General features: G+C 50.6%; 14 protein-coding genes. 13 read left to right on the top strand and 1 reads right to left on the bottom strand.

Annotated elements, in window-relative coordinates:
- The first annotated feature begins 25 nt into the window (after positions 1-25).
- The 9 genes from megL to EFO84_RS11205 all read left to right on the top strand — a co-directional run bounded on the left by megL (position 26) and on the right by EFO84_RS11205 (position 10,874).
- A complete protein-coding gene (megL, locus tag EFO84_RS11245; protein WP_127348251.1) occupies positions 26-1,276 on the top strand; it encodes a methionine gamma-lyase in 1,251 nt (416 codons plus the stop codon).
- Positions 1,269-2,060, top strand: a complete 792-nt coding sequence (gene phhA, locus EFO84_RS11240; protein WP_127348144.1) for a phenylalanine 4-monooxygenase — start codon at positions 1,269-1,271, stop codon at positions 2,058-2,060. Before megL ends, phhA begins: the two co-directional genes overlap by 8 nt.
- Before the next feature lie 42 nt (positions 2,061-2,102).
- The gene (locus tag EFO84_RS11235) at positions 2,103-2,444 is read left to right on the top strand and encodes a 4a-hydroxytetrahydrobiopterin dehydratase (protein ID WP_127348143.1); all 342 of its coding nucleotides are present in this window, start codon (positions 2,103-2,105) and stop codon (positions 2,442-2,444) included.
- Between the two features lie 120 nt (positions 2,445-2,564).
- Positions 2,565-4,127, top strand: coding sequence for a transcriptional regulator TyrR (gene tyrR / locus EFO84_RS11230; RefSeq protein WP_127348142.1), 1,563 nt, complete (start codon positions 2,565-2,567; stop codon positions 4,125-4,127).
- Positions 4,128-4,352: 225 nt separating this feature from the next.
- Complete coding sequence (gene hppD / locus EFO84_RS11225) at positions 4,353-5,432, top strand: 4-hydroxyphenylpyruvate dioxygenase (protein WP_127348141.1); 1,080 nt, start codon at positions 4,353-4,355, stop codon at positions 5,430-5,432.
- Positions 5,425-6,561, top strand: coding sequence for a homogentisate 1,2-dioxygenase (locus tag EFO84_RS11220; RefSeq protein ID WP_127348140.1), 1,137 nt, complete (start codon positions 5,425-5,427; stop codon positions 6,559-6,561). Before hppD ends, EFO84_RS11220 begins: the two co-directional genes overlap by 8 nt.
- Before the next feature lie 14 nt (positions 6,562-6,575).
- On the top strand, positions 6,576-7,616 hold the full coding sequence (locus tag EFO84_RS11215) for a fumarylacetoacetate hydrolase family protein (protein ID WP_127348139.1): 1,041 nt from the start codon (positions 6,576-6,578) through the stop codon (positions 7,614-7,616).
- A 30-nt stretch (positions 7,617-7,646) separates the two neighbouring features.
- The gene (gene maiA / locus EFO84_RS11210; RefSeq protein WP_127348138.1) at positions 7,647-8,288 is read left to right on the top strand and encodes a maleylacetoacetate isomerase; all 642 of its coding nucleotides are present in this window, start codon (positions 7,647-7,649) and stop codon (positions 8,286-8,288) included.
- A 102-nt stretch (positions 8,289-8,390) separates the two neighbouring features.
- Positions 8,391-10,874, top strand: coding sequence for a S9 family peptidase (locus tag EFO84_RS11205; RefSeq protein ID WP_205701978.1), 2,484 nt, complete (start codon positions 8,391-8,393; stop codon positions 10,872-10,874).
- A 92-nt stretch (positions 10,875-10,966) separates the two neighbouring features.
- On the opposite strand, the gene rne is transcribed toward EFO84_RS11205, so the two are convergent.
- On the bottom strand, positions 10,967-13,948 hold the full coding sequence (gene rne, locus EFO84_RS11200; protein WP_127348137.1) for a ribonuclease E: 2,982 nt from the start codon (positions 13,946-13,948) through the stop codon (positions 10,967-10,969).
- A 510-nt stretch (positions 13,949-14,458) separates the two neighbouring features.
- Between rne and EFO84_RS11195 the strand changes: the two genes are divergently transcribed.
- The 4 genes from EFO84_RS11195 to EFO84_RS11180 are packed head-to-tail and all read left to right on the top strand — an operon-like array spanning position 14,459 to position 18,472.
- Positions 14,459-16,189, top strand: coding sequence for a hypothetical protein (locus tag EFO84_RS11195; RefSeq protein WP_127348136.1), 1,731 nt, complete (start codon positions 14,459-14,461; stop codon positions 16,187-16,189).
- A 44-nt stretch (positions 16,190-16,233) separates the two neighbouring features.
- On the top strand, positions 16,234-17,196 hold the full coding sequence (rluC, locus tag EFO84_RS11190; RefSeq protein ID WP_127348135.1) for a 23S rRNA pseudouridine(955/2504/2580) synthase RluC: 963 nt from the start codon (positions 16,234-16,236) through the stop codon (positions 17,194-17,196).
- Positions 17,193-17,873, top strand: a complete 681-nt coding sequence (locus EFO84_RS11185) for an HAD family hydrolase (protein ID WP_127348134.1) — start codon at positions 17,193-17,195, stop codon at positions 17,871-17,873. Before rluC ends, EFO84_RS11185 begins: the two co-directional genes overlap by 4 nt.
- Positions 17,870-18,472 carry a Maf family protein gene (locus EFO84_RS11180; protein WP_127348133.1) on the top strand — a complete coding sequence of 201 codons (603 nt, stop codon included), beginning with the start codon at positions 17,870-17,872 and terminating at the stop codon, positions 18,470-18,472. The genes EFO84_RS11185 and EFO84_RS11180 overlap by 4 nt, the downstream gene beginning before the upstream one ends.
- Positions 18,473-18,496 lie beyond the last annotated feature (24 nt).

Below are 18,496 nucleotides of genomic sequence, written 5' to 3'. Positions count from 1 at the left end.
CACTTATCAGGAGGATTCACTGCCAATGCGCGACAACAATAATCATAAATCGCAATGGCAGCCAGCAACCGTGACCATTCATGGCGGCAAACGCCGCGATGAACACGGTGCTTTGGTTGCACCGCTGTATCAAACAGCCACTTTTGCGTTCACCAGCACCGAACAAGGTTCACGCCGCTTTGCCGGCGAAGAAGCCGGGTATATTTATTCGCGTTTGGGCAATCCCACGATTACCGAGTTAGAGCAACGTGTTGCTGCGCTCGAAGGTTATCCAGCTGCAGCCGCTTCGGCGACTGGCATGGGGGCGGTATCGGCGGCGATGTTAGCGTTCTTACAGCAAGGCGACCATGTGCTGGTGTCTGACGCCATATACGGCTGCAGTTTTGCTTTGTTTTCGCACCTGTTTAGCCGTTTTGGTATCAACGTCGATTTTGTCGATATGGCTGATGCGCAGTTGACCAAGGCAGCGATGCGTCCGAATACCAAATTGGTGTTCTTAGAAACGCCTGCGAATCCGCACTTGAAGGTGGTCGATATCGCCATGGTGAGTCAGCTGGCCCACAAGGTCGGTGCGCGGGTGGTGGTTGATAACACCTTTATGACGCCGCTATTGCAACAGCCGATTAAGCAGGGCGCTGATATTGTGATCCATAGCGCCACCAAATACCTAAATGGTCATGGTGATGTGGTGGCCGGTATTATTTGCGGCAGTACTGAAGATATTGAACTGATCAAGCTGACCACCTTGAAAGATATGGGGGCGACCATGAGCCCCCATGATGCTTGGTTGATATTACGTGGCTTAAAAACCTTAGATGTGCGCATGGAGCGCCATTGCAAGAATACCCGCGTGGTCGCTGAATTTTTGCGTGATCATGGGTTGGTGAAAACAATTTATTATCCGGGCTTTGCCGATCACCCAGCGCAAGCGCTGATGGGCAGCCAAATGTATGGTGCCGGCGCGGTAGTGGCCTTTGAACTTGCCGGTGATATTAATACCGCGCGGCGCATGCTCGACAGTTTGCAGCTGATTACTATTGCGGTAAGCCTAGGCGATGCGGAAACTTTAATTCAGCATCCAGCGTCAATGACCCATTCGCCCTATACCCCAGAGGCACGGGCCAAAGCAGGCATCAGTGATACCTTGATCCGTATCTCAGTTGGCCTTGAAGCCGTTGACGATATTATTGCCGATTTAGCCCAAGCACTGAATCAGTGCAAGGCTGCATTAACAATGAACACAGAACAAACAAAGGAACCAGTATCCCATGGGTAAGCAAAGCAAATACGTGTCGCGCCTACCAGAAGCCGATGGCAACATTGCCTGGACCGCCGAAGATAATGCGGTTTGGCATGATTTGGTAGAGCGTCAGCTGAAGCATATTCCCGGTAAAGCCTGTGATGAATATATGCGGGGGCTAGAACTACTTAATTTGCCAAAAGACCGCGTGCCGCAGTTGCACGAGATCAATAAAGTGCTAGCGGCAACCACCGGTTGGCAAGTGGCGCAGGTACCTTGTCTGATCCCATTTGATGAATTTTTCCGTTTATTGGCGAACAAGCAATTCCCGGTGGCGACCTTTATTCGTACCCGCGAAGAGTTTGACTACCTGCAAGAGCCGGATATCTTTCATGAAATTTTTGGTCATTGCCCACTGCTAACCAACCCTGACTACGCCCATTTCACCCATCAGTATGGCCGTTTAGGCTTAGCCGCCACACCGAAAGAGCGGGTGTACTTGGCGCGTTTGTATTGGTTCACCATTGAGTTTGGTTTGATGCAGACTGCTGAGGGCTTACGCATTTATGGCGGTGGTATTTTGTCCTCGCCGGGTGAAACCAACTATGCGCTCAGTGATGTGCCGGAGCGCAAGCAGCTGGTTGCATTAGATGCACTGCGTACGCCGTATCGCATTGATATCATGCAACCCATTTACTACACCATCAGCTCCTTTAAGCAGCTGTTTGAGATTGCCGACCAAGATATTATGGCGCTGGTGCATCAGGCTATGGAACTGGGTTTGTTTGAACCTAAGTTTCCACCTAAGCCAGCGGCTTAACGAATCCATTGAACGCATTTTAGAAAGACGACTGGAGTAATGATGTCTGAGTTAAAACAACAAACCTGTGAAGCCTGTAATGTCAACGCACCGAAAGTAACAGATGCTGAATTGGCCGAGTTAATGGCGCAAATTCCGGACTGGTCGCCAGTGGTCCGTGATGGTGTGATGCAGTTAGAGCGCCAATTCAAGTTCAAAAACTTTAAGTTAGCGTTGGCCTTTACCAACCAAGTTGCAGAAATTGCTGAAGCCGAATTTCATCACCCAACCTTAGTTACCGAGTGGGGCAAAGTGACGGTGGTGTGGTGGACGCACGCTATCAATGGCTTGCACAAAAATGATTTCATCATGGCGGCTCGCACGGACGCCTTGTTATCAGCCTAACGCGCCCTCGCTAGCGCGATAGAACGAAGCGCTCATGCGATAAAAGCGCCGCCGCAGCACTCGCTCCGGCGGCGTTTTTGTGTATACTTTGCTTTACACTTAGAGCGGAGATTATACCCAATGCGGCTAGAAATCAGCTGTGACGATCGCCTCGGTATTGCCCAAGACGTGCTTGAGATCTTGCGTGATCATGAAATTGATTTACGCGGCATTGAGGTCGACCCGAAAGGAAAAATCTTTCTTAACTTTCCGGAATTAGAATTTGCTGACTTTCAGCATTTGATGCCGGAGATCCGCCGTATTGCCAACGTCAAAGACGTGAAGACCGTTGCCTACATGCCCAGTGAGCGCGAGCACTATGAATTTAGCTTACTGCTCAGCCGCTTGCCTGATCCGGTGCTGTCTGTCGATGGCAAGGGTATTATCACCGTGTGTAATGATGCCGCCGAACACATTTTTGGTGATGGAAGCCAAACTATTCACAACTCATCAATCAACGACTGGGTGAGCGGTTTTAACGTAGTGCGCTGGCTTGAGCGACAACCCAAAGAGCAGACTGTAGTGCAGGTGAATATTGGCAGCGCCATGTATTTTCTTGATTTGATTCCATTGTGGGTAACCGATGAAAACCAGCGCGCAAACTTTGCCGGCGCGGTAGTCACTGGTAAGCCACAACCACTGACCGGGCAATGGCAGCGCAGCGGCCAACCAGAAGTGTTTGCCAAGATCTTGGGCGACCATCCGCTAATGAAACGGCTGTTGAAAGATGCTGCGCGCATGGCGGAATTGCATGTGCCGTTGCTGATTCAAGGTGAAACTGGTGTTGGCAAAGAATTGCTAGCGCGGGCCTGCCATCAAGCCGGTCCGCGTTCAAGCGCTCCGTTTTTGGCGATTAACTGTGCGGCGTTGCCCGATAACGTGGCCGAGAGTGAGTTATTCGGTCATGGCAAAGGCAGTTTAGGGCCCTACACCGAAGCCAAGAAGGGCATCTTTGAACAAGCCCATGGCGGCACCGTGCTGCTTGATGCAGTGAGTGAAATGTCTAATAGTCTGCAGGCAAAGCTGCTGCGCTTTATTCAAGAAGGACGGTTCCGACGCATTGGTGAAGAAGCCGAAGTGACAGTGGATGTTCGGATCATCTGTTCGGTGCAAGACGATCTGCTAACGCGGGTTGAACAAGGGCGATTCCGCGAAGATTTGTACTATCGGCTGAATGTACTGAGTTTGAGTATTCCGCCACTACGTGAACGGCGTTCCGATATCGCCATCTTGGCTGAGCATTTTACCTTACAGGCGTGTCAGCATTTAGGCCGTAATTTGGTGCTGTTGAGCCGCGATTGTCGTGAACTGTTACAGCGCTATCAGTGGCCAGGCAATGTCCGCCAGTTGGAAAATGTGTTGTTTCGGGCCATTTCAATGCTCGAAGGTGACCGGCTCGATGCCCGTGATCTGCAGTTACCTGGTGGCAAGGGTGTCAGTGAGAGTGTGGCGATTGAGTTTGATGACGAAGACTTAGACAGTGCGGTGAAAAAATTTGAAAGCACTATCTTGCGGCGCTTGTATCCGAGCTATCCGAGCACGCGCCAACTGGCAAAAAAACTCGGCCTATCGCATACCGCGGTGGCGAATAAGCTGCGCGAGTACGGCATCAGCAAGCCCGGTAAGAAGCCGTCGCGTTCATAAAAGTTTACAGTCAAACCGCGGCTTTGTATCGAAAAGCTGACAGTTGATGGGTAAACCGCACTATACCCGCTAAACTGTATCGAATAGTTTACAAATGGGCCAATAGCCGTTCTGTCAGCTTTTCTGGCTAGGCGCTGGCGCAGTTGGCGTTTCTGGCGCACAGTAAGGTAACGACAACCTCATACTGATAACGCGCGAACTAGCGCGTACAACAAGGAGTAAATCATGGCTGATCATTCGTACAACCCGTTACAAACCAATGGTTTTGAATTCGTTGAATACACCGCACCGGATGCCCAAGGTATTCAAGCGCTCAAAGACCTGTTTGTAAAACTCGGGTTTACTGAAGTGGCAAAACACAAGCGTAAGCAAGCGTGGCTGTATAAGCAAAACGACATCAACTTTATCATTAACGCCGAAGCTGGTGGCCAAGCAGCTGAATTTGCTAAAGAGCACGGCCCAAGTGTGTGTGGTATGGGCTGGCGCGTAGCCGATGCTAAGCACGCGTTAGCGCATGCTGTGGCCAATGGCGCTAAAGCCTTTAGTCGCGATGTAGCAGCTGGCGAAGCCGAGTTCCCAGCGGTGTATGGCATTGGTGCGTCAACCTTAGCCTTTGTCGATAAGTACCAAGGCACAGACACCATTTATAGCAGCGATTTTGATTTCTACCCGAACTGGGAAGCCGACATGAAAGCGCATGCCGCCGGTTTGTACGAAGTCGACCATTTAACCCACAACGTATTCCGCGGCAACATGGATACCTGGGCAGGTTTCTACGAGCGTATTGGTAACTTCCGTGAAATTCGCTACTTCGACATTGAAGGCAAGCTGACGGGTTTGTTAAGCCGTGCTATGACCGCGCCATGCGGCAAGATCCGTATTCCAATTAACGAGTCGCACGACGATAAATCGCAAATTGAAGAGTATCTGCGCGAATACAACGGTGAAGGCATTCAGCATATCGCCCTAACCAGCGACAACATTTACAAAACCGTTCGTGATTTGCGCAGCATCGGCATGGAATTTATGCCAACGCCAGAAACCTATTACGATAAAGTCAATGAGCGCGTTGAAGGCCACGATGAAAGCCTCGATGACCTGCGTGACTTACGGATTTTAATTGACGGCGCGCCAATGAAAGATGGCATTTTGCTGCAAATTTTCACCAAGACGGTGATTGGTCCGGTGTTCTTTGAAATTATTCAGCGCAAAGGCAACGAAGGCTTTGGTGAAGGCAACTTTAAGGCCCTGTTCGAGTCGATCGAGGAGGATCAAATTCGTCGCGGAGTGTTAACTGATGCGTAAATGGGTGAGTTTCCCGAAAAAAGTCGGGGTATTTTCCAAGCAAGCACATGCGGATTTGCCGGAGCAGGCCATTTATGAGCGTGAAGTAGGGCGTAGCGGCTTTTTTGGCCCGGCCACGCACTTTCATCATCGCCATGCACCCACCGGTTGGAGCAACTGGGAAGGCGACTTGCGGCCGCGTAATTTCGACTTTAACAAGCTGACCAACGTTGCGGTGGGATCGCCGTGGGCGGTACCTATGCTGTTGCATAATGCCCACTGTAAGTTCCGTATTTGGCATTGTCGCGAGGCGATGCCATGTTTGGTGCGCAATGCTGATGGCGACGAGTTGCTGTTTATTCACGAAGGTCGCGGCGAACTGTATTGCGATTACGGCCATATCACCCTCGAAAAAGGTGACTATTTCAGCATTCCGCGTTCAACCAGCTGGCGCATTGAGCCGATTGAAGCGATGCAGATTGTGATGATTGAGGCCACCAATGGCTCCTATCAGCTGCCGGAAAAAGGTTTGGTAGGCAATCATGCCATTTTTGACCCGGGTTGCTTAGACGTGCCCGAAATTGACGACGCCTTCAAAGCTCAGTACAGCGAAGAGCAGTGGCAGATTCAGGTCAAGCGACACGGCCAAGTCAGTGTCATTACCTACCCATACAACCCGCTTGATGCGATTGGCTGGCACGGTGATCTGGCGCCGGTGCGGATCAATTGGCGCGATATTCGGCCATTGATGAGCCATCGCTACCACTTGCCACCGTCAGCGCATACCACCTTTGTGGCCGATCGCTTTGTAGTGTGTACCTTTGTGCCGCGGCCGATTGAATCCGACCCAGGTGCATTGCGAGTGCCGTTCTATCATAACAACGACGATTACGATGAAGTGCTGTTCTACCATGAAGGCGACTTCTTCAGCCGTGACAATATTGATAAAGGCATGGTGACCTTTCACCCAGCTGGATTCACTCATGGCCCACACCCGAAGGCCTTCAAAGCTGGCTTAGAGTACAAGAAAAAGTTCACCGACGAAGTGGCGGTGATGCTTGATACTCGTGACGCCCTGCAGATGGGCGATGTTTGTGCCAGTGTGGAAAATCCAGACTATGTGTATAGCTGGAAGCCAAAAACCGAATAGGAACCAAACTTACTATGAAGTTTGCAAGTTATCGAAATGGAACCCGTGACGGCCAGCTGATGTTGGTCAGTCGTGATTTAACTCAGGCCGTGGCTGTGCCAGCCTTGGCCGCAACCCTGCAAGAAGTCCTCGACGATTGGGATGGTATTGCGCCGGCATTGGAGCCTATTTACGCGGCATTAAATGCTGGTGAGATCAGTGAAGCGGTGGCGTTTGACCAAAGCCTCTGTGAATCGCCGTTACCACGCGCCTACCAGTGGGCTGACGGCAGCGCCTATGTCAATCATGTGGAATTAGTGCGTAAAGCGCGCAATGCCGAGATGCCAGAAAGTTTCTGGACCGATCCGTTGATGTATCAGGGCGGTTCGGATGATTTTCTTGGCCCCAAAGACCCGATTGAAATGGCCGATACCGCCTGGGGAATAGATTTTGAAGGCGAAGTAGCGGTGATCACCGATGACGTGCCGATGGGCACCCCAGCCAATCATGCCGGCGATTATATTCGCTTGGTGATGTTGGTGAACGACGTGTCGTTGCGCGGTTTAATTCCCAATGAATTAGCCAAAGGTTTCGGCTTTTTTCAGTCCAAACCATCGTCAGCATTCTCTCCCGTGGCAGTAACGCCTGATGAACTTGGTGCGGCATGGCAAGACCATAAAGTGCATTTACCGCTGTTGAGCGAGCTTAATGGACAATTATTTGGCAAGCCCAACGCCGGTGTGGATATGACCTTTAATTTTGCGCAACTTGTTGCTCATGCTGCAAAAACACGGCATTTGAGTGCTGGTGCAATTATCGGTTCAGGTACGGTATCGAACAAGCAAGGCACTGATCATGGCAGCGCAATTAGCGAAGGTGGTCTAGGCTATAGTTGTATTGCTGAAGTGCGGATGATTGAAACTATTCGTGACGGCAAACCCAGTACTGGCTTTATGCAGTTTGGCGACAGCATCAAAATTGAGATGCTCGACCAACAGGGTATGAGTATCTTTGGCAGTATTGAACAACAGGTGGTGGCCTACACTGAACCAACAGCAGCGCCCCAAGCCGACTAACGCGTTAATTGTTAAGGAGTGAGCACGCTGATGGAACTCTATGGGTATTGGCGCTCAAGTGCCAGCTATCGGGCGCGTATTGCACTAAATTTTAAACGCCTCGATTACCAGTATCTGCCAGTTCATTTGCTGCGTGATGGTGGTCAGCAACACCAGCAGGCCTATCGACAGCTTAATCCGAACGGCTTAGTGCCAACTTTGGTGGATGGTAAAACCGTCATTCACCAGTCGCTGGCGATTATGGAATATCTCGACGAAAAGTATCCTGGCCCAGCGTTATTACCGGGCAAGGCTGCTGATCGGGCACAGATACGAGCCATGTCGCTGGATTTAGCCAGTGAATTACAGCCGCTGATTAACTTACGGGTGCAGCAGTATCTTAGCGGCACCTTGAAGCTTGACGACCAAGCGAAAAAAGCTTGGCTGGCACATTGGTTTGCCAAAGCCTTTGCCAGTTTCGAAATTTCGCTTATTGATCATGGCGGTAATTACTGTTACGGCGATTTGTTCTCTATGGCAGATGCCTGCTTGGTGCCCCAAGTATACAGCGCCGAGCGCTTCGGTATTGATTTGACCGCATACCCGCGGCTACAAGCTATGTATCAGAAGTTGCTGGAATTGCCCTGGGTAGCAGCGGCGCATCCGAGTAAACAGCCCGATGCGGAGAGCTAACCGCAATTTGTGCCAACTTCATCGCAATCAGCAAAAGCCCGACTCGAATTGTGTCGGGCTTTTTGCTTTAATGCGGTAACGCTTACTAAGAGGATAACCATAATGAAAAGCAAACTCGCGTTAGCTATTGCAGCCGCCTTGCTAGCCAGTGCCTGTGTTAGCACCAATGAAGCTGCTACCGCGCCAAATGTCACCCAACAACCGATTGAAACTGTGCAGTTGGCCAGTAATCCAAATGCTGTTGCCGGTAGTGAATTAACCCTTGAAAAAATTATGGCCGACCAAGATTGGTTGGGGCGTTCGCCCGAGAATGCCTACTGGATGGTCTCTGGTGATGGCGTACTGTATCAACAGAAGCGCGAAGGCAGTTTGTTACGGGATTGGTATCATTTGCCGTTAAATGGCGAAGCGGCGCATCAAGTCCCGCTCGACCGTTTACACAACTATGCCTACAGCGACGGTGTGTATAACAGTGACCGTAGCTTGTTAGCTTATACCTTTGAGGGCAATGTGTTTGTGCGGGACTTAGCCGCTGGCAAGGTACAGCAGTTGACTCGCGATGAAGCTCGGCAAAATCAATTGATGTTCTTAACCGATGGCCGCTTGTCGTTCCGTCAAGGTAACGATTTCTTTGCTGTTGATCCACGCTCTGGGTTGACCACCCAGCTGGCCAGCCTGGAAACCCGTGAAGCACCAGAAGCCAATGCCCCAGCCAAGGATTTTATTGCCCGCGAGCAAATCGAGCTGATTGAATTTGTACAGAAAGAGCGTAACGACCGTGCTGAGCGTTTTGCCCAGCAGCAACTATTGGCAGACAGTAATAGTAGCTTGGCGCCGCAGCCATTCTATTTAGGCAATAACAAACAGATCGTCGCGGCGAGTTTGTCGCCAGCGGGTGACAAATTATTAGTTGCTATCACCAGCCCACAAGGGTGGCGTGCTGACGGCGACATCATGCCTGATTATGTGGCTGAAGATGGCCGAGTTAAAGCCCGCGATGTGCGTCGTCGGGTGGCTGATGCCAAGCCAGTTGAGCATACTGTGATGGCGCTTAATTTAACCGACGGTACGAAAACAACGTTCACCTACAACACGTTGCCGGGTTATGACGATGATGCGTTGGCGGCGGTGAAGGCAGAAAACTACCAAGCCCAAGGCAAAACCTACAGCAGTGAGAAAAAGCCACGGCCTATCACCTTGTTGCAGGATTGGGGCTGGTCGAGCGGGGCATTCCGCTGGAGCGACGACGGCAAACAAGCATTGGTGATGTTGGAAGCCTGGGATAACAAAGATCGCTGGATAGCCAGTTTCGATTTCGCTGGCAAACAATTGCAAAGCCAACACCGCTTGAGCGATGAGGCCTGGATCAATTACACCCATAATGAATTTGGCTTTTTACCGAATAGCACTACGCTGTGGTATCAATCGGAACAAGATGGCTATGCGCATCTTTATGTGAAACCGTTGAATGGCAAAGAGCGTCAGTTAACCTCAGGTAAGTATGTCACTGAAGATCCGCAAGTGAATGCTGATGGTTCGTACATTTATTTCAGTGGCAATAAGCCCCACCCAGGTAACTATGAAATTTTCCGCGTAGCCACTGCCAGCGGTGAGCTTGAGCAACTGACTAAGCTCGGTGGTATCAATAATTATGAATTGAGCCCCAACGAAGATCAGTTGTTGATCACGCACTCCAGTGCACTTACGCCACCAGAACTGTACCATCAAACAATCGGCGCAGATGCCACGGCACAACGTTTGACCCATACCGTTAGCGATGCTTATTTAGCCGTTGATTGGGCCGCGCCAAACATTGTGCCTATTGCGTCTAGTCATGTGGCTGACCCAATCTATACACGGGTGTATTACCCAGCTGATTATGACCCTAATCGGGCGGAAAAATATCCAGCGGTGGTATTTATTCACGGTGCTGGCTACTTGCAGAACGCTCATGGTGGATGGTCGAACTATCAGCGCGAGTTTATGTTCCATAGCATGCTCACCGAACATGGCTATGTGGTGCTTGATCTTGACTACCGTGGCTCTAAAGGCTACGGCCGTGATTGGCGCACCGCGGTGTACCGGCAAATGGGCACACCAGAAGTTGAAGATTTAATTGATGTGGTGAAGTGGGCGGGTGCGAACGCTAATGTTGATACCAATCGTGTGGGTACCTATGGTGGTTCGTACGGTGGCTTTTTAACCTTTATGGCGTTGTTCAAAGAGCCTGGCTTGTTCCAAGCTGGTGCGGCACTGCGTCCGGTCAGTGATTGGGCGCATTACAATACTGGTTACACCTCAAATATCTTGAACTTGCCTGATGACGACCCGATTGCCTATCGCCGTAGCTCGCCGATTTATTTCACCGAAGGGCTTCGTGATCAGCTATTGATCATGTCACCGATGGTGGATGACAACGTGTTCTTCCAAGATAGCGTGCGCGTGGTACAACGCTTGATTGAGCATGAGAATATCAATTTTGAGACGGCGATTTACCCGGTTGAACCGCATGGTTTTCGGCAGCCATCAAGCTGGCTAGATGAGTATCGTCGTATCTTTATGCTGTTCGAAGAGAACCTGAAGTAGGCGAGTGATTCGCCTACCGGCATAACACAGGTAATAAAAAACCGGGGCATGCCCCGGTTTTTAATGCCTATCAATCAACTACTCACGCATAGTTACTGAGTTTTTGTCATGGCTGCGCTGGCGACAGATTTCGCTTCACTCAGGCTCGCCGTTACCGGTGCTTTAGCAAAGGCTGGGCGTTGCTCATCACTGGCGACTGTGAGCGGGCTAAATTGACCATCACGCGGCGTAGCAGTGGCTTTAGCCATAGCCGCCGACACCACTTTCTTCGCCTGTGGCTGGGCTACTGGCTGAGCCGCTTTGGCTGCAGTTTTGCGCTCTGGCTTCGCTTCAGCTTTCGGCTCTGCTTTCGGCTCTTCTTTCGCTGCGACTTTTGGCTCCGGTGTGGCTTCGGCTTGCGCTTCTGCTGCTGCTTCCGTAACTTGAGCTTGTTCTGGAGCAGGTGCTACCGCCGGCTCTGCGGTTATTGCTGCCGCCGCTGCACTTTCTGTTACTGCACTTTCAGTTACAGTACTTTCAGTTACAGCCTGCTCTGTTACAGCACTGGAAGCCGCTTCCGCTTCTGGCTGCGCGACGTCGTTAGCGTCAGCCGCTGCTGTTGCGTCAGTCACTGAAGAGTCAGCTGTTTCGTCAGTTAGTTCCTGTTGTTCCGCTTTACGGCGTTGACCAGCAGCACGCTGGTGACGCGGCGAACGGCGGCTACGATTGCGCGTTGGCTGTTGCTCGTCACTGTCACTGGCCGCGGTAGCACTGGTATCGTCACTGGCTGTCGGGGCTGTTTCGGTCGACGTTGTATCAGCTGCGGTCATATCTACCGCTGCGGTCGTCGCACTCTCTGTGGTATCGATATCGGCCTTCACTTCCGCCTTCACTTCGGCTTGATCGGCTGCTGTTACTGCCTCGGCTTTTTCAGCGCTTGTGGTTTCAGTGCTTGCCGTTTCAGTGCTGTCACCAGCAACAACACGCACCGAGCGCTCAAGCTTACGGCGTTGACGGCGCGGTTTGCTGACCGTAGGTGCATCATCATGCTGCTCATTGCTGCTGGAAACGTCGTCAGCAACGCTAGTGACTGCTGTTGCTTCAACGTTTGCGGCGTCACTAGCTGCTGCATTTTCATTACGCTGGCGGTTATTCCGGTTACGACCGCGACGACCACCACGTTCATTACGTACTGGCTTATCATCACTAGCCGCAGCGCTGGCTGCCACTGGCTCGGCAACAGCTGCTACCTCAGCTTTATTGTTACGTTCATCGCGCTCACGCGGGCCACGGTTAGCACCACCACGACGGCGGTTGTTGCCGCGCTGGTTACGACGTTGTTGTGGACGACGTTGCGGCTCTTGCTCAGTTTTTTGTTCTTTGTTGTCTGAGCCACTGAATAGGCTGCCGAACCAACTCATCAAGCGACTGATTAAGCCCGGGCCGGCTGGTACTGCAGCTTTTTCAGTGGAGGCAGCTGCGGCAACTGGTGCTGGAGCTGCTGGGGCTTGCAGGTGTTTGATTGCAGGCTCTTCAAAAGCGACTTTTTCCTTATTTAAGGTAAAGGTCATGGAGCTATCGTCGGCTTTATCAAGCAGGGTGAAGCTATTGGCGGCTTCTACCTCATCAGAACGCAAACGGCGCACATCAAAATGTGGTGTCTCGAGATTCTGATTTGGAATAACCAGTACCGATACCTTATGGCGCTTTTCAATATCAGTGATTGAGCTGCGTTTTTCGTTGAGCAAATAAGTACCAACGCTGACCGGAACCTGTGCTTGTACTTGTAAGGTTTTGTCTTTCAGCGCTTCTTCTTCGATTAAGCGCAAGATAGATAGAGCCAGTGATTCAACTGAACGAATGGTGCCTTGGCCGCTACAGCGCGGACACACATGGTTGGATGACTCACCCAAGCTTGGACGCAAGCGCTGACGTGACATTTCCAACAGACCAAAGCGCGAAATGCGAGCTACTTGAATGCGCGCACGATCTTGCTTCAGGCTATCGCGTAGGCGGTTTTCAACTTCGCGTTGATGACGTACTGGCGTCATATCAATGAAGTCAATGACCACCAGACCACCCACGTCGCGCAGACGCAATTGACGGGCAATTTCTTCAGCCGCCTCAAGGTTGGTCTGAAACGCGGTTTCCTCGATGTCGCCACCTTTGGTTGCGCGCGATGAGTTGATATCAATCGACGTCAGCGCTTCGGTTGGGTCAATCACAATAGAGCCACCAGACGGCAGCCGCACTTCACGCTGGAAGGCCGATTCAATCTGACTTTCAATTTGATAATGATTGAAAAGTGGTATGGAGCCTTGATAGAGCTTTACGCGATTGACGAAATCTGGACGAATCAAACTGACGTGCTGTTTGACTTGTTCAAAAATATCGTTGTTATCGATCATGACTTCGCCAATATCACGACGTAAATAATCGCGGATGGCACGGAATACCACATTGCTTTCTTGATGGATTAAGAATGGAGCAGGGCGTTCGCCAGCGGCTGTCTCAATAGTGCGCCAATGGTGTACTAAAACGTTGAGATCCCACTCGAGTTCTTCCGGTGATTTACCAACGCCGGCAGTACGAACAATCACACCCATATCATCGGGCACGTTGATTGAGCCTAACGCTTCTTTTAATTCAGTACGCTCATCACCTTCAATACGGCGCGAGATACCGCCGGCTTTCGGGTTGTTTGGCATTAATACTAAATACGAACCAGCCAATGAGATAAAGGTTGTCAGTGCAGCGCCTTTTTGGCCGCGCTCTTCTTTATCAATTTGTACAATAACTTCTTGGCCTTCTTTAATGGCATCACGAATGTTCGGGCGACCAGAAAATGAGTAACCAGTAGGGAAGTATTGTTTGGCAATTTCTTTTAATGGCAGGAAGCCATGACGCTCGGCACCATAATCAACGAAGGCTGCCTCAAGGCTTGGTTCAACACGGGTAATTTTACCCTTGTAGATATTCGATTTTTTCTGTTCATGACCACGACTTTCGATGTCGAGATCATAAAGACGTTGGCCGTCTACCAGTGCTACGCGCAATTCTTCTTGCTGCGTTGCGTTAATTAACATTCTTTTCATGGTTGTGACTCTTATGATATAGCCACAACACAGCACGAGGGGCGGAACGCCGTCGCGATTTCGTGTTCAAATTGTTGAGTTGTCATGACGCTATCTCAGCGGGTACTGACACCGCCCGTTATAAAGAACGTGCGGCTTGCAATTGGTTACCAAGCCGAAATCTGCTGGTATATTCTCGTCGTGCTATGCCGTAGCATTAGCTTTTTTGCTTATTAAGGCCTGAGTGCGCTTGCCAGTGATTGGCTGAGACCTGCTCAATGCGACTCACTCAGACCCTCTGAATTTTTATTTACGTAACTTTATCAACGTGTTACCACGTACCGCTCTCTGTTAACCGGTGCGGAATTTTTCCGGCTGCTGATTATCCCACGTTTTCGTTGTTTATGACAACATAAGCTTTCTAGTTGTTGAACTTGTTACAATTGGCTACACTAATTTTACATTCTTACAGGCATAGCGTTTTATAATGCCAATACAACCCTTCGCACGAAAAAACAACATGGAGCACTTATGCGAACTACACTTATAGCAGCAGCTATTATTGCTGCGGGAGCCGGCGGTTATTATGCCTACAACAAGCAAGCCGATGCCGGTATCAATATGGCGGAGTTGGCATACGTGCCTGCTGACACGGCGTTGTTCTCGGCACAGATTAAACCGATTGACTTGCCGACTTACCTTGCCGCAACTGCTTTCATGACCCCTGAAATGGCAGCCAGCACCAAAGCCGAAATGGATAATCTGCTGCTCGAGTCGGAACTCGGTGATAGCGAGGGAATTGCTTTTGGACTGACGTTATATAGTCAATTGCTTGACGCCTTAGTACAACCTGAACAGTTCACCGAGCTAACCGGCGTGAGCAGTGACGCACGTTCGATGTTGTACATGGTTGGTGCAGCGCCGGTACTGCGCATTGCAGTGGGTGACCAAGCTAAGTTTTTAGCGATGTTTGAGCGTGCCGAGCAGGCCAGTGGTTACAGCGCAACCGAAGAAACTATCGAAGGTGCTACGGTTTATCGTTATCAATTAGTCCGTGACGAGGTGGAAGAAATTGCTATTGACCTGCTGATGCGGGTTGGTGATGGTTGGGCGACACTAACTGTCGATGCTGCGAGCCTCGATAAAGCAAACTTAGGTCAGCGTTTGGCATTAACTCAACCGGCTAATAACTTGCAAGATAGCGGCTACTTAACCGATATCCTTAAAAAGTATGATTTACGTGCTGATGGCGTTGGCTATATTCGCTCAGATATTTTGGCCAATGCGCTGGTTAATCCCGACAGTAACCAGTTAGGTCTTGATTTGCGCTCAATTTCCGCCGGTGAGTTAGATACCTCGATGGCGGAATGGCAAACTGCTGAATGCCGCACTGATGTGAGTCAAATTGCTACGCTATGGCCTGGGGTATTCTTTGACGCCGCAATTACTCAAGCCGATAGCGGCACCACGATTGCTAGCACGACTTTGATCCCGACCCATCATCAGCCAACGTTAGAGCGCATGCAGGATTTACGCGGATTTATTCCAACGGCGATGACGAGCAATCTTAGCGATGTCATGGGTTACGTAGGATTAGGTACTGATTTTGGTCGTTTAGCACCTAATCTGAGCCAAATGTGGGTTAGTTTGACCTCGGCTAAATTTTCGTGCGCGCCACTCGTGGCTGCACAGGAGAGCATGAAGGCGAATAACCCAATGGCAGCTTTAGCGGTAACGCAAATGCTGGGTGGTTTGAAAGGCTTTGCTGCCCAAGTGGTTGATTTTGACTTGGCTGGCTTGGAGACTGGCAGTCCTGACGCGTTAAACATGACTTTCAGCATGTCTGGAGATGACATTGAAACTTTGTACACCACGCTGCAGTCATTTGATCCAAACTTGGCGGCGTTGGAGTTACCAGCAGTCGGTGAGACCACCGTACTGGCGGGTGCTGATCTGGGTTTGCCATCCGATGCCACGCTGCATCGCGGAGCCAACACCCTAGCACTAGGTGTTTCTGCAGCCAGTGAGGCCACGGCAAAAAGTGCTGCTGCTGAAGCCATGAGCAAAAATGGGTTCGTGGTTATGGGCTTTAATTACGCAAAATTATTTGCCGCCGTAGGCCCAATGATGGCGCTAGAAGGCGAGGAAATGGGGCCAGAAATTGAAGCCTTAATGAACACCGATATGCAGCTTCACTTTGTCCTGGACTTCAACAAGCACGGCTTTGTGATGAATTACAACATGGCGGTTGCTAAACCATAAAATTTTCAGTTACGGGCGTAAGTTTAGTGATAAACTTACGCCCTATGACTGATACCTCTGTAACACAACAAGTTCGTTTTCAGACTGTCGAGCCTGACTTTGCTGAACAACGTATTGACAACTATTTGCTTGCGCAATTGAAGGGTGTACCGAAATCGTTGGTATATCGTATCGTGCGTAAAGGCGAAGTGCGGGTCAACAAAAAGCGGGTAAAACCTGAATATAAGCTGCAAGCCGGCGACGTGGTGCGTATTCCACCGGTCCGTGTGGCCGAGGCGAATGCCTTACCATCGGCTAAATTAGACCGCGTACAAGCGCTACAACACCAAATTCTGTACGAAGATGATGTGCTCATGGTGATCAATAAGCCAGCTGGCCTCGCCGTGCATGGTGGTTCGGGTTTGCAGTTTGGCTTGATTGAGAGTTTGCGTGCACTGCGCCCGCAAGCGCAACACCTGGAGTTAGTGCATCGGCTCGACCGTGAAACCAGCGGTTGTTTGCTGATTTCAAAACGCCGCTCAGCACTGCGTAATTTGCACGAACAGTTGCGTCTCAAAACCATGAATAAGCAATACTACGCCTTGGTGCGTGGCCACTGGCAGGCGCACGTAAAAATGGTTTCAGCACCACTGCAAAAAAACACCCTCAAATCGGGCGAGCGCGTGGTTCGTGTTGATAGTGACGGCAAAGACGCAGAAACCCGCTTTCGTATCATTGAACAATACAATCAAGCCACTCTAGTAGAAGCCTCACCGATTACTGGTCGTACCCACCAAATTCGTGTGCACGCGCTGCAAGCAGGGCATCCCATTGCGCTTGATGATAAGTACGGTGATGAGGATTTCAGCCGATTCATGCAAGGGCTAGGGTTACAACGGCTGTTTTTGCATGCTCATTTATTGCAATTTACCCATCCACAAAGCGGCCAAACCATGACCGTTGAAGCGCCACTTGATGATGCACTTCGCGATGCTTTACGGCGTTTAGGTAGTAAGCGTTTCGCATGAACTATTCGCTGATCATTTTCGATTGGGATGGCACCTTAATGGACTCGGTTGGTCGCATTGTGTCATCCATGCAATATACCGCGCGGGTGGTCGGCCTTAATGTGCCATCAGAAAGTGCGGTGCGTGACATTATAGGCATCAGTTTGCTACCGGCCATCGACCGCTTATTTGGGCGCTTGAATGAGGTGCAAATGGCGCAGTTCATGCAGGTTTATCGGCAACAATATGTCTATGATGATGCTACGCCAACGGGTTTATTTGACGGCGCACATGAACTGCTCAGTGATTTACGCAGTCGTGGCTTTCGGTTGGCCGTGGCGACTGGTAAAGCGCGTCATGGCCTAGAGCGCGTTTGGGACGAGACCAACAGTCGTCATTACTTCGATTATTCGCGTTGTGCTGATGAATCTGAGTCAAAACCAAGCCCGAAAATGCTCCTTGAGTTAACCGAGCAAGCCGGGGTAGGTGTGCAGCAAGCACTGATGATAGGCGACTCCATTCACGACATGCAGATGGCACAGCGGGCTCAGATGGCTGCTATTGGCGTGAGCTTTGGCGCCCATGATAGTGCACAACTTAAGGCCGCTGGTGCGCACGCTATTATTTCTCAATTATCAGAGCTGAGCAGTTATGTTGCTGATGACAGCAGCGCTGTAGCGCTCAAGGAATTGCTATGAACAAGCTGGTATTAGCATCTACCTCACCGTATCGGCGTGAATTACTGGCCAAAGTAGTGGCCGATTTTAGCTGCGCGGCGCCGCATATCGATGAGACACCGCTGTTGGGTGAATCGGCGCAACAGCTGGTTGAACGTTTAGCGATTGCAAAAGCTAAGGCCTTAGCGGCACAGTATCCAGAGCACTTGTTAATTGGCTCGGACCAAGTAGCAGTCATCGATGGTGCTATTGTCGGTAAACCGCATACGGTCGACAATGCGGTGAAGCAGCTGCGCGCGGCAAGTGGCAAAAGCGTTACCTTTTTGACCGGTTTGGCGCTCTATGATAGCGCCAGTCAGCGCCTGCAGCATTGCGTTGAGCCCTTTACCGTAGTGTTCCGCAGCCTAACTGATGCCGAAATTCATGCTTACATTGCTTTGGAGCAGCCGTTGAATTGTGCCGGCAGTTTCAAGAGTGAGGGGCTAGGCATCAGTTTATTTGAGCGGTTGCACGGTGATGACCCAAATAGCTTGATTGGCTTGCCATTGATTCGCTTGTTGGCAATGTTGCGCGCGTGGGGCGTTAATCCACTGACTAGCGCTGTAAATAAACCGCGCTGAAGCGCAGTAAAAATGCGAAAATCA

Source organism: Pseudidiomarina mangrovi (assembly GCF_003999375.1).
Lineage (GTDB): Bacteria > Pseudomonadota > Gammaproteobacteria > Enterobacterales > Alteromonadaceae > Pseudidiomarina > Pseudidiomarina mangrovi.
This window is presented reverse-complemented; position numbering and strand designations above follow the sequence as displayed.

What these genes read in the sequence shown, in the direction of transcription:
- megL (WP_127348251.1), top strand. Translation starts at nt 26, where the DNA reads ATGCGCGACAACAATAATCATAAATCGCAATGGCAGCCAGCAACCGTG.
- phhA (WP_127348144.1), top strand. Translation starts at nt 1,269, where the DNA reads ATGGGTAAGCAAAGCAAATACGTGTCGCGCCTACCAGAAGCCGATGGC.
- EFO84_RS11235 (WP_127348143.1), top strand. Translation starts at nt 2,103, where the DNA reads ATGTCTGAGTTAAAACAACAAACCTGTGAAGCCTGTAATGTCAACGCA.
- tyrR (WP_127348142.1), top strand. Translation starts at nt 2,565, where the DNA reads ATGCGGCTAGAAATCAGCTGTGACGATCGCCTCGGTATTGCCCAAGAC.
- hppD (WP_127348141.1), top strand. Translation starts at nt 4,353, where the DNA reads ATGGCTGATCATTCGTACAACCCGTTACAAACCAATGGTTTTGAATTC.
- EFO84_RS11220 (WP_127348140.1), top strand. Translation starts at nt 5,425, where the DNA reads ATGCGTAAATGGGTGAGTTTCCCGAAAAAAGTCGGGGTATTTTCCAAG.
- EFO84_RS11215 (WP_127348139.1), top strand. Translation starts at nt 6,576, where the DNA reads ATGAAGTTTGCAAGTTATCGAAATGGAACCCGTGACGGCCAGCTGATG.
- maiA (WP_127348138.1), top strand. Translation starts at nt 7,647, where the DNA reads ATGGAACTCTATGGGTATTGGCGCTCAAGTGCCAGCTATCGGGCGCGT.
- EFO84_RS11205 (WP_205701978.1), top strand. Translation starts at nt 8,391, where the DNA reads ATGAAAAGCAAACTCGCGTTAGCTATTGCAGCCGCCTTGCTAGCCAGT.
- rne (WP_127348137.1), bottom strand. Translation starts at nt 13,948, where the DNA reads ATGAAAAGAATGTTAATTAACGCAACGCAGCAAGAAGAATTGCGCGTA.
- EFO84_RS11195 (WP_127348136.1), top strand. Translation starts at nt 14,459, where the DNA reads ATGCGAACTACACTTATAGCAGCAGCTATTATTGCTGCGGGAGCCGGC.
- rluC (WP_127348135.1), top strand. Translation starts at nt 16,234, where the DNA reads ATGACTGATACCTCTGTAACACAACAAGTTCGTTTTCAGACTGTCGAG.
- EFO84_RS11185 (WP_127348134.1), top strand. Translation starts at nt 17,193, where the DNA reads ATGAACTATTCGCTGATCATTTTCGATTGGGATGGCACCTTAATGGAC.
- EFO84_RS11180 (WP_127348133.1), top strand. Translation starts at nt 17,870, where the DNA reads ATGAACAAGCTGGTATTAGCATCTACCTCACCGTATCGGCGTGAATTA.